The sequence below is a fragment of the Streptomyces sp. SID4985 genome, from assembly GCF_009863025.1.
Taxonomy (GTDB): Bacteria; Actinomycetota; Actinomycetes; order Streptomycetales; family Streptomycetaceae; genus Streptomyces.
Map to the genome: position 1 here is coordinate 1 of NZ_WWIR01000540.1, position 13,419 is coordinate 13,419.

General features: G+C 71.2%; 10 protein-coding genes and 1 pseudogene. 9 read left to right on the forward strand and 2 right to left on the reverse strand.

Annotated elements, in window-relative coordinates:
• The 7 genes from GTW40_RS23320 to GTW40_RS23350 all read left to right on the forward strand — a co-directional run.
• A partial coding sequence (locus tag GTW40_RS23320) for a spermidine/putrescine ABC transporter substrate-binding protein (protein WP_161182140.1) occupies positions 1 to 1,129 on the forward strand: 1,129 nt, incomplete at its 5' end.
• Positions 1,126 to 2,286, forward strand: coding sequence for an ABC transporter ATP-binding protein (locus GTW40_RS23325; protein WP_161182141.1), 1,161 nt, complete (start codon positions 1,126 to 1,128; stop codon positions 2,284 to 2,286). The genes GTW40_RS23320 and GTW40_RS23325, both read left to right, overlap by 4 nt.
• Positions 2,286 to 3,212 (forward strand): ABC transporter permease, encoded by a 927-nt coding sequence (locus GTW40_RS23330; RefSeq protein ID WP_161182142.1) that lies wholly within the window; start codon positions 2,286 to 2,288, stop codon positions 3,210 to 3,212. The genes GTW40_RS23325 and GTW40_RS23330 overlap by 1 nt, the downstream gene beginning before the upstream one ends.
• Positions 3,213 to 4,013 (forward strand): ABC transporter permease, encoded by an 801-nt coding sequence (locus GTW40_RS23335; RefSeq protein ID WP_161182143.1) that lies wholly within the window; start codon positions 3,213 to 3,215, stop codon positions 4,011 to 4,013. It abuts the gene before it with no gap.
• A gap of 40 nt (positions 4,014 to 4,053) precedes the next feature.
• A complete protein-coding gene (locus tag GTW40_RS23340; protein ID WP_161182144.1) occupies positions 4,054 to 5,484 on the forward strand; it encodes an FAD-dependent oxidoreductase in 1,431 nt (476 codons plus the stop codon).
• Between the two features lie 173 nt (positions 5,485 to 5,657).
• On the forward strand, positions 5,658 to 6,110 hold the full coding sequence (locus tag GTW40_RS23345; RefSeq protein WP_161182145.1) for a hypothetical protein: 453 nt from the start codon (positions 5,658 to 5,660) through the stop codon (positions 6,108 to 6,110).
• An 85-nt stretch (positions 6,111 to 6,195) separates the two neighbouring features.
• Positions 6,196 to 8,004, forward strand: a complete 1,809-nt coding sequence (locus tag GTW40_RS23350; protein ID WP_161182146.1) for a glycoside hydrolase family 18 protein — start codon at positions 6,196 to 6,198, stop codon at positions 8,002 to 8,004.
• Here the strand turns inward: GTW40_RS23350 and GTW40_RS23355 are convergent.
• Both GTW40_RS23355 and gabT read right to left on the reverse strand, forming a co-directional pair.
• Positions 7,946 to 8,608 (reverse strand): annotated as a pseudogene (locus GTW40_RS23355) (phosphatase PAP2 family protein); the annotation flags it as partial. The gene GTW40_RS23350 and the pseudogene GTW40_RS23355 overlap by 59 nt on opposite strands.
• Before the next feature lie 436 nt (positions 8,609 to 9,044).
• Positions 9,045 to 10,379, reverse strand: coding sequence for a 4-aminobutyrate--2-oxoglutarate transaminase (gene gabT / locus GTW40_RS23360; RefSeq protein ID WP_161182147.1), 1,335 nt, complete (start codon positions 10,377 to 10,379; stop codon positions 9,045 to 9,047).
• Positions 10,380 to 10,629: 250 nt separating this feature from the next.
• On the opposite strand from gabT, the gene GTW40_RS23365 reads away from it, so the two are divergent.
• Together GTW40_RS23365 and GTW40_RS23370 are read left to right on the forward strand one after the other, a co-directional pair.
• The gene (locus GTW40_RS23365; RefSeq protein WP_161182148.1) at positions 10,630 to 12,756 is read left to right on the forward strand and encodes an ATP-binding protein; all 2,127 of its coding nucleotides are present in this window, start codon (positions 10,630 to 10,632) and stop codon (positions 12,754 to 12,756) included.
• 150 nt (positions 12,757 to 12,906) lie between these two features.
• Positions 12,907 to 13,419: PucR family transcriptional regulator ligand-binding domain-containing protein (locus tag GTW40_RS23370; protein WP_202486311.1), on the forward strand; the 513-nt coding region annotated here is incomplete at its 3' end.

The following is a 13,419-nucleotide window of genomic DNA, read 5'->3' on the forward strand; positions in this document are numbered from 1 at the left end:
CGCCTTCGCCGCCGGGGGACTCGGGGCCCTGAGCGCCTGCGGGATCCCCCCGGCGGGCCGGGCACCCGGCGGCACTCCGGCTGACGACCACTCGGCGCGGGAGAAGACGGTGAACTTCTCCAACTGGACCGAGTACATCGACGTCGCCGACGACAACAAGAGCCACCCCACCCTGGACACCTTCCGGCGCCGCACCGGCATCAAGGTCGCCTACACCGAGGACATCAACGACAACAACGAGTTCTTCGGCAAGATCAAGCCGCAGCTCGCCGCGGGCCAGGACACCGGCCGCGACCTCATCGTGGTCACCGACTGGCTGGCCGCCCGGATGATCCGGCTCGGCTGGGTGCAGAAGCTCGACGCCTCCCACCTCCCGCACGCCTTCGCCAACCTGTCGGCCCAGTTCCGCAGCCCGGACTGGGACCCGGGCCGCGCCTACTCCTACCCCTGGCAGGGCATCTCCACGGTCATCGCCTACAACAAGAAGGCGCTCGACGGCGTCGAGGTGAGATCCGTCTCGGACCTGCTCGACAATCCGAAGCTCAAGGGGAGGGTCGGCTTCCTCTCCGAGATGCGCGACAGCGTCGGGATGACCCTGCTGGACATGGGCAAGGACCCGGCGCGCTTCACCGACGACGACTACGACGCGGCGATCGCCCGTCTGCAGAAGGCCGTTGACAAGGGACAGATCCGCCGCTTCACCGGCAACGACTACACCGCGGACCTCACCAAGGGCGACTTCGCGGCCTGTGTCGCCTGGGCCGGGGACGTGGTCCAGCTCAAGGCGGACAGCCCCGACGTCGACTTCGTCATACCCGACAGCGGATACCTCACCTCGTCGGACAATATGCTGATCCCTAACAAGGCACGTCACAAGACGAACGCCGAGCGGCTCATCGACTTCTATTACGAACCCGAGCAGGCCGCCGCGCTGGCCGCCTACATCAACTACGTCACTCCGGTCGACGGGGTAAAGCCCTGGCTTGCCAAGATCGACCGGGACGCGGCGGCCAACCCGCTGATCGTTCCTGACAAGGTCATGCAGGCGAAGTCCCACGCCTTCCGCTCCCTGAGCCAGAAGGAAGAGACGGCCTACGAAGAAAAATTCGCGAAGCTCACAGGGGCGTGACGAGGATGAAGACGACGACAGACGGCAGCGGAGACGTCCGCCTCGACGGGATCGGCAAGACGTACGGTGCCTTCACCGCCGTGCACCCGCTGGACCTGACCGTGCCCCAGGGCTCCTTCTTCGCCCTGCTCGGCGCCTCCGGCTGCGGCAAGACCACCACCCTGCGCATGATCGCCGGGCTGGAGGAACCTTCCTGCGGCACCGTGCGCCTCGGTGACCAGGACGTCACGCACCTGCCGCCGTACAAGCGGCCGGTCAACACGGTCTTCCAGTCCTACGCCCTCTTCCCGCACCTCGACATCTTCGAGAACGTCGCCTTCGGCCTGCGCCGGCGCGGCATCAAGAGCGTGAAGAAGCAGGTCGAGGAGATGCTGGAGCTGGTCCAGCTCGGCGAGCAGGCGCGCAAGAAGCCGCACCAGCTCTCCGGCGGCCAGCAACAGCGCGTCGCGGTCGCCCGCGCGCTGATCAACCACCCCAAGGTGCTCCTCCTCGACGAGCCCCTCGGCGCCCTCGACCTCAAGCTGCGCCGCCAGATGCAGCTGGAGCTCAAGCGCATCCAGACCGAGGTCGGCATCACCTTCATCCATGTCACGCACGACCAGGAGGAGGCCATGACCATGGCCGACACGGTCGCCGTGATGAACGCGGGCCGCGTCGAGCAGCAGGGCTCCCCGGCCGAGCTGTACGAGAACCCGCGCACCACCTTCGTCGCCAACTTCCTCGGCACCTCCAACCTGATCGAGGCCGAGGTCGACTCCCGCAGCGGCGACGAGATCGTGCTGCGCGCGGGCGACGGCAAGCTGCTGCTGCCCTCGGCCCGCTGCGCCACCCCGGCGGCCACCGGCGAGAAGGTCCTCGCCGGAATCCGCCCGGAGAAGATCGCGCTCACCCACGCCGACGACGCGGGCTCCGTCCCCGAGGGCCGCAACCGCCTCACCGGCACCATCGCGGACGCCGGTTTCATCGGTGTCTCCACCCAGTACATGATCGACAGCCCGGTCGCGGGCGCGCTCGCCGTCTACGCGCAGAACGTCGAGCGCGACACCCGGCTCGTCCCCGGCGCCGAGGTCGTCCTGCACTGGAACCCGGCCCACACCTTCGCCTTGGACGCCGCTCAGGACATAGACGCGGGCACCGAGGAAGAGGCGGCCGTCTGATGCCGACGCTCACCGAGGCGCCCCCGCCCCGCACCGCGGCCGCGCCCGCGAAGCCACCCCGCAGGCGCGGCCGGTTCACCCCGTACTGGCTGCTGCTGCCCGGCATCCTGTGGCTGGTCGTGTTCTTCGCGCTGCCGATGGTCTACCAGGCGTCGACCTCCGTGCAGACCGGCTCGCTGGAGAAGGGCTACCAGGTCACCTGGCACTTCGCCACGTACTGGGACGCCCTCGCCGAGTACTGGCCGCAGTTCCTGCGCTCGGTGCTCTACGCCGCCGCCGCGACCGTGCTCTGTCTGCTGCTCGGCTATCCGCTGGCGTATCTGATCGCGTTCCGGGCGGGCCGCTGGCGCAACCTGATCATGGTGCTGGTGATCGCGCCGTTCTTCACCAGCTTCCTGATCCGCACCCTGGCCTGGAAGACGATCCTCGCCGACAACGGCCCGGTCGTGCACGCCATGAACAGCCTGCACCTCCTCGACCTCACCGGCTGGCTCGGCTGGACGGCGGGCGACCGGGTGCTCGCGACCCCGCTCGCGGTGGTGTGCGGGCTGACGTACAACTTCCTGCCGTTCATGATCCTGCCGCTGTACACCTCGCTGGAGCGGATCGACGGGCGGCTGCACGAGGCGGCGGGCGATCTGTACGCCCGGCCCTGGACCACCTTCCGCAAGGTCACCTTCCCGCTGTCCCTGCCCGGCGTGGTCTCCGGCACCCTGCTCACCTTCATCCCGGCGGCCGGTGACTACGTCAACGCCGAGTTGCTCGGCTCGACCGACACCCGCATGATCGGCAACGTCATCCAGACCCAGTTCCTGCGCGTGCTGGACTATCCGACGGCCGCCGCGCTCTCGTTCATCCTCATGGCCGCGATCCTGGCCATGGTGACCTTCTACATCCGCCGGGCCGGGACGGAGGACCTCGTCTAAATGCCGCTCGTCACCTGGCTCAAGCGCCGGCTCGTGGTCATCGCGGGCCTGTTCACGCTCGCCTATCTGCTGCTGCCGAACATCGTCGTGACGGTGTTCTCCTTCAACAAGCCCAAGGGCCGCTTCAACTACGAGTGGCAGCGGTTCTCCACCGACGCCTGGAAGGACCCGTGCGGGGTCGCCGACATGTGCGGCTCGCTCTCGCTCAGCCTCCAGATCGCTCTGTGGGCCACGCTCGGCGCCACCGCGCTCGGCACGATGATCGCCTTCGCGCTGGTGCGCTACCGGTTCCGGGCGCGCGGCGCGGTCAACTCGCTGATCTTCCTGCCGATGGCGATGCCCGAGGTCGTCATGGCCGCCTCGCTGCTCACCCTGTTCCTCAACATGGGCGCGCAGCTCGGCTTCTGGACGATTCTGATCGCCCACATCATGTTCTGCCTCAGCTTCGTCGTCACCGCGGTCAAGGCGCGTGTGATGTCGATGGACCCGCGCCTGGAGGAGGCCGCCCGCGATCTCTACGCGGGCCCGGTGCAGACCTTCTGCCGGGTCACCCTGCCCATCGCGGCACCCGGAATCGCGGCGGGCGCGCTGCTCTCCTTCGCGCTGTCCTTCGACGATTTCATCATCACCAATTTCAACGCGGGCTCGACCGTCACCTTCCCCATGTTCGTCTGGGGCTCGGCACAGCGCGGCACGCCCGTCCAGATCAATGTCATCGGCACGGCCATGTTCCTGGTCGCCGTGCTGTTCGTGCTGGTCTCGATGCTCGTCACGGGCCGGCGCGGTCGTCAGAAGGCGTGAGCCGTCACAAGGCGTAGCAGCCCTGTAGGGAGTTGAAATCATGGCCCCGAGCGCCATGAGCCGTGGCAAAGACAGCTGGATCTCCTCTCTCTCCGAAGCACAGCCGGTCCCGTACTGGCTGGAAGACCCCGGCAGGCCGCAGGCCGAGGCCGCCCTCACCACGACCGAGACGTGCGACCTGCTCGTGGTGGGCGGCGGCTACAGCGGACTGTGGAGCGCGCTCAACGCCAAGGAACGCGACCCCGGCCGCGACGTGGTGCTCCTCGAAGGCCGTGAGGCGGGCTGGGCCGCCTCCGGCCGCAACGGCGGCTTCTGCGCCGCCTCCCTCACCCACGGCCTGCCCAACGGCCTGGCCCGCTGGCCGGGGGAGATCCGCACACTCCAGGACCTCGGGACGCGCAACCTCGACGAGATCGAGGCCGCCCTCACCCGGCACGGCATCGACTGCGACTTCGAGCGCACCGGCGAGATCGACGTCGCCACCGAGACCTACCAGGCGTGGGAACTGCGCGACTGGCACCGCGAACTCCAGGACAAGGGCCTCGCCGACGGCATGGAGTTCCTGGACCGCGACGCCCTGCGCGCCGAGATCCACTCGCCCACCTTCGAGGCCGGGCTGTGGGACCGCCGGGGCGTCGCCATGGTCCACCCGGCCAAGCTCGCCTGGGGCCTGAAGCGGGCCTGCCTCGCCCTCGGCGTGCGGATCTACGAGCACACCCCCGCCCTCACCCTGAAGCCGTACGGCGCGGGCATGGCCGTCACCACGCCCTACGGCGCCGTCCGCGCCCGCAAGGTCGTGCTCGGCACCAACATCTTCCCGAGCCTGCTGCGCCGCGTGCGCTCGTACACCGTGCCGGTCTACGACTACGCGCTCATGACCGAGCCGCTGACGCCCGCGCAACTGGAGTCGGTCGGCTGGAAGAACCGCCAGGGCCTGGGCGACTCGGCCAACCAGTTCCACTACTTCCGGCTCTCCGCCGACAACCGCGTCCTGTGGGGCGGCTACGACGCGATCTATCCGTACGGCGGCCGGGTGCGCGCGGAGTACGACGACCGGCCGGAGACGTACGCCAAGCTGGCCGGGCACTTCTTCACCTGCTTCCCGCAGCTGGAGGGCGTCCGCTTCACCCACGCCTGGGGCGGCGCCATCGACACCTGCTCGCGCTTCTCGGCGTTCTTCGGTACCGCGCACCGGGGCCGGGTCGCGTACGCGGCGGGGTACACCGGGCTCGGGGTCGGCGCGACCCGGTTCGGCGCCGACGTGATGCTCGACCTCCTCGACGGCGCGGACACCGAGCGCACCCGCCTGGAGATGGTGCGCAGAAAGCCGCTGCCCTTCCCGCCGGAGCCTTTCGCCTGGACCGGGATCGCGCTCACCCGCTGGTCGCTGGCCAGGGCCGACGCACAGGCGGGGCGGCGGAATCTGTGGCTGCGGGCGATGGACCGGATGGGGCTGGGGTTCGACAGCTGAGCCGTTTCACAGGGGCGGCCAGGGTGGCGTGGTCTCAGGGCCTCGCCGCTCAGGATCCGCTGTGTGACCTGGGTCACCCGAAAGAGTGCCGGAAAGCCGCGTAATGCTCCCCGGCCGACCTCCCTCTCCCTCCCGGGCGCGACGGCGTCCAGGTGAGAGAGGGAGGTCTGCTCATGACAGGGGCGAAGACGGCGGTGGAGTGGCTGGCATCCGTCGCGCCGGATCCGGACGCGTGCCGCTGGGAGTGGGAGCGCAGTCCCCTCGGGGTCGCTCTGCTCCCCGCGGGCAAGGCGTGGGACGTGCTGATCCTGCCCGGTGACCTCGGCTATCCGACGCTCGACGTGCTCACCCGTGTCCTCGATCAACCCGGCCCGGTGCTGGCCGACTTCGGGGACAACCGGGTGGGTTTCTTCGTGCCGCCGGGCACCGCGGCCCGCTGGCTCGGCACCGGTATCCGTACGGCGGGGTCCGGCACGTGGATCGTCGTGCCGTATCCGGGGCGGCCGACGCACGGGGTGCGCTGGCTGGTGCCGCCGGACGGCTCCGGCACGCTCACCGACCCGGCGCTGCTGGAGCTGGCGATGCACGAGGCCGCCGCCGGACTGGCCCGGGAGGGAGACGGATAGCCCCCGGGCGACTTGACACGGGGATTGGTCTGGACCAAATTTGGTGCACCCCTGACCTCCAACTCCCCCATGCCTGGAGGCATTTGTGGATCGCTCCAGACCTCTGGTCGCCTTCCTTGCGGCAACGGCCCTGGCCGTGCCCGGCATCACCGCGCTCTCGTCGGCCGCCCGTGCGGCCGACGCGGACGCCGTGGTCAACGGCGGTTTCGAGTCCGGCCTCTCCGGCTGGACCTGCACCGCCGGGACCACCGTCAACTCGCCCGTGCACAGCGGGAGTTCCGCCCTGCAGGCGACCCCCGAGGGCAGCGACAACGCCCAGTGCACGCAGAGCGTGACCGTGCGCCCCAACTCCGCCTACACGCTCTCCGGTTGGGCGCGCGGCTCCTACGTCTACCTCGGCGCGAACGGCACCGGCACCACCGACGTGTCCACCTGGACCCAGTCCGCGCCCGACTGGCAGAAGCTCACCACCACCTTCACCACCGGGCCGAACACCACCAAGGTCACGCTGTACACGCACGGTTGGTACGGCACCGGCGCCTACAACGCCGACGACATCTCCCTGGTCGGCCCCGGCGGCGGCTCCACCACCCAGCCGCCCGCCGCACCGGGCGGTCTGACCGCCGGTACCGTCACCGCCACCTCGGTCGCCCTGTCCTGGTCGGCCGTCTCCGGCGCGACCGGCTACGCGGTCTACCGCGACGGCATCAAGGTCCAGACGGTGAGCGGCACTTCGGCCACCGTGAGCGGCCTGACGCCCTCGACCGCGTACAGCTTCCAGGTCACCGCCGCCAACGACGCGGGCGAGTCGGCCAAGTCGGCCGTCGTGACCGCGACGACCAAGGCCAACGGCGGCGGGGGAGGCGGCGGTTCGTCCAACCTGCCCACCCACGCGCTCGTCGGCTATCTGCACGCCAGCTTCGCCAACGGCTCCGGCTACACCCGCATGGCCGACGTGCCCGACAGCTGGGACGTGATCGACCTGGCCTTCGGCGAACCGACCTCCGTCACCTCCGGCGACATCCGCTTCAACCGCTGCCCGGTCTCGGAGTGCCCCAACGTCGAGAGCGACGCCGACTTCAAGGCCGCGATCAAGGCCAAGCAGGCCGCGGGCAAGAAGGTGCTGATCTCCATCGGCGGCCAGAACGGCCAGGTCCAGCTGACCACCACGGCCGCCCGCGACGCCTTCGTCTCCTCCGTCTCGAAGATCATCGACGATTACGGCCTCGACGGCCTCGACATCGACTTCGAGGGCCACTCGCTGTCCCTGAACACCGGCGACACCGACTTCAAGAACCCGACCACCCCGGTCGTCGTCAACCTGATCTCCGCGCTGAAGACCCTCAAGGCCAGGTACGGCGCGAAGTTCGTGCTCACCATGGCGCCCGAGACCTTCTTCGTGCAGAACGGCTACCAGTTCTACGGCAGCGGCAAGTGGGGCGGCCAGGACCCGCGCTGTGGCGCCTATCTCCCCGTCATCCACGCCCTGCGCGACGACCTCACCCTGCTGCACGTCCAGGACTACAACTCCGGCCCGATCATGGGCCTGGACAACCAGTACCACTCCATGGGCGGCGCCGACTTCCACATCGCCATGACCGACATGCTGCTCACCGGCTTCCCGGTTGCGGGCGACGCGAACAACGTCTTCCCGCCGCTGCGCCCGGACCAGGTCGCCATCGGCATGCCCGCCTCGGTCAACGCGGGCAACGGCTATGTCGCCCCCGCCGAGGTCACCAAGACCCTGGACTGCCTCACGAAGCGGACGAACTGCGGCTCGTACGCGACCCACGGCACCTGGCCCGCGCTGCGCGGTCTGATGACGTGGTCGGTGAACTGGGACCGCTTCGCGAACTGGGAGTTCCAGCGGACCTTCGACGGCTACTTCGGCTGAGCACCAGCGCCAGCGCGGTCAGCAGCACCGTGCCCAGGCACCAGGAGGCCAGCACGTCCAGCGGCCAGTGGAAGCCGCGCCGGACCAGGCCGTACGACACCGCGAGGACCAGCGCGGCGCCGATGGCCGGCACGGTGCGGCGGGTCGCGGGCGTGCGGCACCAGGGGAGGAGGAGCAGGACCGCCGAGCCGTACGCGACGCACGCCGTCGCCGTGTGGCCGGAGGGGAAGTAGCCGGTGGCCGGGGGCACCACGGGGGTCCCCGGCCGCGCGGCCCACAGCTTCAGCGGGACGACCAGCGCGGGGAGCAGGGCCATCAGCAGGGCCGCCGCGAGCGGGGGCCGCCACCAGCGGCGCGTACCGGCGGCTCGCCCGCGCACGGCGGCGTATCCGGCGGCGAGGAGCAGCACCGGGACGGCGACCTGGACGTTGCCGAGGTCGGAGAGCACTTCCGAGAAGCGGTCCGGGTGGACCAGGTCCCGGCTGAGCCGGGCGTCCTCCCGCAGCAGCGGTCCGTGGACGAGCACCTGCCAGGTGAGCAGCGCGAACAGCAGGCTCGGCAGGGTCAGCAGGACGGCGTGCGGAGTGCGGCGGGGGAGGGACACCGCCCCAGCTTCGCAGGTCCGTTAGGCGTGCGTCCGAGAAGGAGGTCGGCCGCCCCGGAACAGGGGGGGGGTGGTTCCGAGGCGGCCGTCCGGACCGGAAACGCCGCGCGCCCCGGGGGGTTTGGGGCGGCGGCCGTCCGATCGGTGAGGAGATCCCGGAGCCGTCGGGCCCCGGCTGTGTGCGCGAGGGCACGACCAGGTCGAAGCTGGGGATGCTCCGGCCTGAACCCGCCCGCAGTCCCCTGGGGGCGAGGTGTATCTCTCTTCTGGACGAGAACCTACGGCAGTCCTCGCCGCTTGGGCAGCCGGAATCCGGTCCCGCCATCCACCTCGCACACGTTCTTCACACGGCCTGCGGGTACGGCACCCGAGGGCGCCGTACCCGGCACGGTCCGTGGCCGTGTCCGTCCAGGTCCGTGGCCGGATGAGGCCCGGCTCAGATGCGGGTGAAGGCCTGCTCGATGATGTCCAGACCCTCGTTGAGCAGGTCCTCGCCGATGACCAGCGGGGGCAGGAAGCGGAGCACGTTGCCGTAGGTGCCGCAGGTCAGGACCAGCAGGCCCTCCTGGTGGCAGGCCTTGGCCAGTGCGGCGGCGGCCGCGGCGTCGGGCTCCTTCGTGGCGCGGTCCTTGACCAGCTCGATGGCGATCATGGCGCCGCGGCCGCGGATGTCGCCGATGATGTCGAACTTCTCGGCCATCGCCTCCAGGCGGCCCTTCATGACCTCCTCGATGCGCTTGGCCTTGCCGTTGAGGTCCTGCTCCTTCATCGTCTCGATGGCGCCGAGCGCGGCGGCGCAGGCCACCGGGTTGCCGCCGTAGGTGCCGCCGAGGCCGCCCGCGTGCGCGGCGTCCATGATCTCGGCGCGGCCCGTCACGGCGGCGAGCGGCAGACCGCCCGCGATGCCCTTGGCGGTGGTGATCAGGTCCGGGACGATGCCCTCGTCCTCGCACGCGAACCACTGGCCGGTGCGGCAGAAGCCGGACTGGATCTCGTCGGCCACGAACACGATGCCGTTGTCGTTGGCGAACTTCACGATCTCCGGCAGGAAGCCCTTGGCCGGCTCGATGAAGCCGCCCTCACCGAGCACCGGCTCGATGATGATCGCGGCCACGTTGTCCGCGCCGACCTGCTTGGTGATCTGGTCGATCGCCATCTTGGCGGCCTCGGGGCCCGCGTTCTCCGGGCCGGTCGGCCAGCGGTAGGCGTAGGCGACCGGGACGCGGTACACCTCGGGCGCGAACGGGCCGAAGCCGTTCTTGTACGGCATGTTCTTCGCCGTTAGCGCCATCGTGAGGTTCGTACGGCCGTGGTAGCCGTGGTCGAACACGACGACCGCCTGGCGCTTGGTGTGCGCGCGGGCGATCTTCACCGCGTTCTCGACGGCCTCGGCGCCGGAGTTGAACAGCGCGGACTTCTTGGCGTGGTCACCCGGGGTGAGCTCGGCCAGCGCCTCGGCGACGGCGACGTAGCCCTCGTACGGGGTGACCATGAAACAGGTGTGGGTGAAGTCGGCCAGCTGCGCGCTCGCGCGGCGTACGACGGCCTCGGCGGAGGCGCCGACCGAGGTCACGGCGATGCCGGAACCGAAGTCGATCAGGCTGTTGCCGTCCACGTCCTCGATGACGCCGCCGCCCGCGCGCGTCACGAAGACGGGCAGCGTGGAGCCCACGCCCTGGGCGACGACCGCGGTGCGGCGGGCCTGAAGCTCCTGCGACTTCGGGCCGGGAATGGCGGTGACGACGCGGCGCTCCTGCGGAAGTGCGGTCATGCGGGGCTCCTGGGGGTGATTACGGACGCTTGTCTTCTTTTCTCGCAGGTTAGGACCGTTGCCGGGGGGTGGTCATGCTCCATGTGGGCGTTGTCCGGCATGGCGCTTGTCCGCCGTGGACATAGCAGTGGGTGCGAGCCCCGGACGGCCGGTCCCGGACACCGGCCGCGTAACCGGTGAACTCCCCTTTCCGGGGCGTTAGATTGACTCGCTGACGGTGGACGGAGCGGCTGCTCAGGGGGCAACGGCGATGGAGAGCGACGGCACGCGGGACGCACGGGGCATGGAGGCGGGGCCGGTGCCGCGTCCGGCGGTACCGCCCCAGGGCTCTGCGGTGCCGCCCATGCCGACGACGCCGCCCGGCACCCCGCCCAGGCCCGACGGCAACGCCTTCCTGGCCTGGCTGCGCGCTCCCCGCCCCACCGCCCCGCCCGGCGTCTGGCGCTTCGGCCACCGGGCCCGGCCCGAGGAGGAGCCCGAGACGATCCCCGGCCGCCAACTGCTGAGCGGCGCGCTGATCTCGTTCCTCGTCGGCTGGCTGGTGTGGTCCCTGCTGTGGAACGGCTACCTCGGCGGCTGGTGGACCCTGCCCCTGGAGCTGCTCGCGCCCGACGCCTGGCTGGAGACCGAGAGCCAGGTCGGCACCGCCGTCCTCTGGTACTCGTACTACACGCTCATCGGCGGCGCCCTGCTCCTCGCCGTCTTCCGGCTCGGGCGCTGGGCCGAGGTCTGGCGGCGCTACGGACCGCCTGCCTGGCGCCGCGCCGCCCCGCCCGAGCAGCCTCCGCCCACTCCCGCGCAGGACCCCGCGAGCTGGCCCGAGCTGCGGGCCGCAGGCGCGCACGAGGCGGCAGACCGGCTCGCCGCCGATGCCCGCGCCGGACACATGCGCGACGTGGACCACGCCCGGATCGGCCGCGCCTGGCAGGGGGTGCGATCCGGTCTGCACAACCTGGCCGCCTTCACCGCCTCGGTGGTGAAGGACGGCGCCGCCGCCTGCCCGCACCCCTCCGGCGACCGCGACCTGCCCGCTCGGCAGGCCCGCCACGACCTGCTCACCGGGCAGGTCCGGGTCGGCACCACCGCCGACGACCCGCGCAACCCCTACCGCTACCGGGGCGCCGGGCTCGCGCTCGGCCCCGAGCTGCTCGGCACCTCACTGGTCGCGGTCGGTCCGGCGGGCGCGGGCAAGACCGGCAGCCTGATCAGGCCGCTCGCGGAGTCGATGTGCCTCCAGGCGCTCGCTGGCCGGGCCGCCGTGGTCGTCGTCGGCGCGGCGGGCGCGGGCCTCGGTCCGGCCGAGGCGTACGACGTCGTCATCCGGATCGGCCACCCCGACTCCGCCTACGACCTCGACCTCTACGGCGGCACCACCGACCCCGACGAGGCCGCCGCGATACTCGCCGAGGCCCTGGTCGGCGACCTGGCCGACCCGCACCCCGGCAGCGACAGCCGTCGCTCCACCACCGTCCTCGCCCAGCTCCTCGGGCCCTTCCGCGCGGTCCACGGCCGTTTTCCCTCCGTGCCCGAGCTGCGCGGGCTGCTCGACGGCGCTCCCGGCCCGCTCGCCGCGCTCCGTAAGGCGCTCACCGAGACCGGACACGCCTCGCTGATGCGCGAACTCGACGCACGCGAACGGCAGTTGGCGCACCCTGGCGATGTGGGTGCGGTGCTCGCGGACCGGATCGCGCTGCTCGACCGGCCCGCCTTCGCCTCCTTCTTCGACACCTCCGGGCAGTCCCGGCCGTTCTCGCTCAAGGCCCTCGACCACCCGGTCCGGGTCCGCGTCGACCTGCCCCAGCGCGGTCATGCCGACGCCTCCCGCATCCTGGCCCGGCTGGTCCTCGCCCAGTTCACGGCGAGCGTGACGGCGCGCGAGGACCGCTCGCTCTTCGCCTGCCTGCTCCTGGACGACGCGGGCGGCGTCGTCACCCCCGAGGCCGTACGCGGCATCCAGCGGCTGCGCTCCGCGAACGCGGGCGCGGTGCTGACCCTGCGCACCCTGGACGACGTGCCCCGGCCGCTGCGCGGCCCGCTGCTCGGCGCCACGGGCTGCCGGATGGCCCTGTCCGGTCTCACCCCCTGGGACGGGCAGGACTTCGCCGAGGTGTGGGGCAAGGAGTGGATCGAGACCCGCGACGTCACCGACCGGCAGATCATCGCCGAGACCCCGGCGGGCAAGGCCGTGCACATGCTCCGCCGCGTCATCACCGGCAAGGCGCCCACCGCCCGCGCGGTCACCGTCCGCCAGGTAGAACGCGAGCGCTGGTCCGCCTCCGAGCTCGCGCACGCGGTGCCGCCCGGGCATGCCGTGCTGTCGTTGACCACCGTGCGCGGGGAGCACGCGCCGCCGTTGCTGGTGGATCTGCGGGGGTGAGGCGGGGAGGGGCGACCGGGATCGTACGGTGAGGCAGAATCGGGGTGGGCCGTTCATACGCGGCGGCCAATTGATCTCCGGCGGCGGCAAGCCGTACCGCGGCAAGCCGTACCGCTTCGACCCGCCGGACCACTCCGACCTGAAGGCCCCATGCCCCCGACCCTCGCCTCGCTCGTCCAGCACTCCGCGCTCAAGCTGACCGTCCGCGCGGGCGAGGACCGGCTCGACGTGCCCGTCCGCTGGGCGCACGTCAGCGAACTGGCCGACCCCGTGCCGTACATGGAGGGTGGGGAGCTCCTTCTCGTCACCGCGCTCAAGCTGGACGCAGAGGACCCCGAGGCGATGCGCCGGTACGTGAAGCGGCTGGCCGGAGCCGGGGTCGTGGGGATCGGCTTCGCCGTCGGGGTCAACTACGACGAGATCCCCGAGGCACTGCTCGGCGCCGCCCGCGAGGAGGGCCTGCCGCTCCTGGAGGTGCCCCGCCGCACCCCCTTCCTCGCGATCAGCAAGGCCGTCTCCGCCGCCATCGCCGCCGAGCAGTACCGCGCCGTCACCGCCGGTTTCGCCGCCCAGCGCGAGCTGACCCGGCAGGCCCTGACCACCGGCCCCGAGGGCCTGCTCGGCGCGCTCGCCGCCCAGCTCGACGGGTGGGCCGCGCTGTAC

Bases quoted from the DNA above. Each gene is read 5' to 3' on its own strand.
- gabT (WP_161182147.1), bottom strand. From the start codon at position 10,379: ATGACCGCACTTCCGCAGGAGCGCCGCGTCGTCACCGCCATTCCCGGC.
- GTW40_RS23335 (WP_161182143.1), top strand. From the start codon at position 3,213: ATGCCGCTCGTCACCTGGCTCAAGCGCCGGCTCGTGGTCATCGCGGGC.
- GTW40_RS23345 (WP_161182145.1), top strand. From the start codon at position 5,658: ATGACAGGGGCGAAGACGGCGGTGGAGTGGCTGGCATCCGTCGCGCCG.
- GTW40_RS23330 (WP_161182142.1), top strand. From the start codon at position 2,286: ATGCCGACGCTCACCGAGGCGCCCCCGCCCCGCACCGCGGCCGCGCCC.
- GTW40_RS23340 (WP_161182144.1), top strand. From the start codon at position 4,054: ATGGCCCCGAGCGCCATGAGCCGTGGCAAAGACAGCTGGATCTCCTCT.
- GTW40_RS23365 (WP_161182148.1), top strand. From the start codon at position 10,630: ATGGAGAGCGACGGCACGCGGGACGCACGGGGCATGGAGGCGGGGCCG.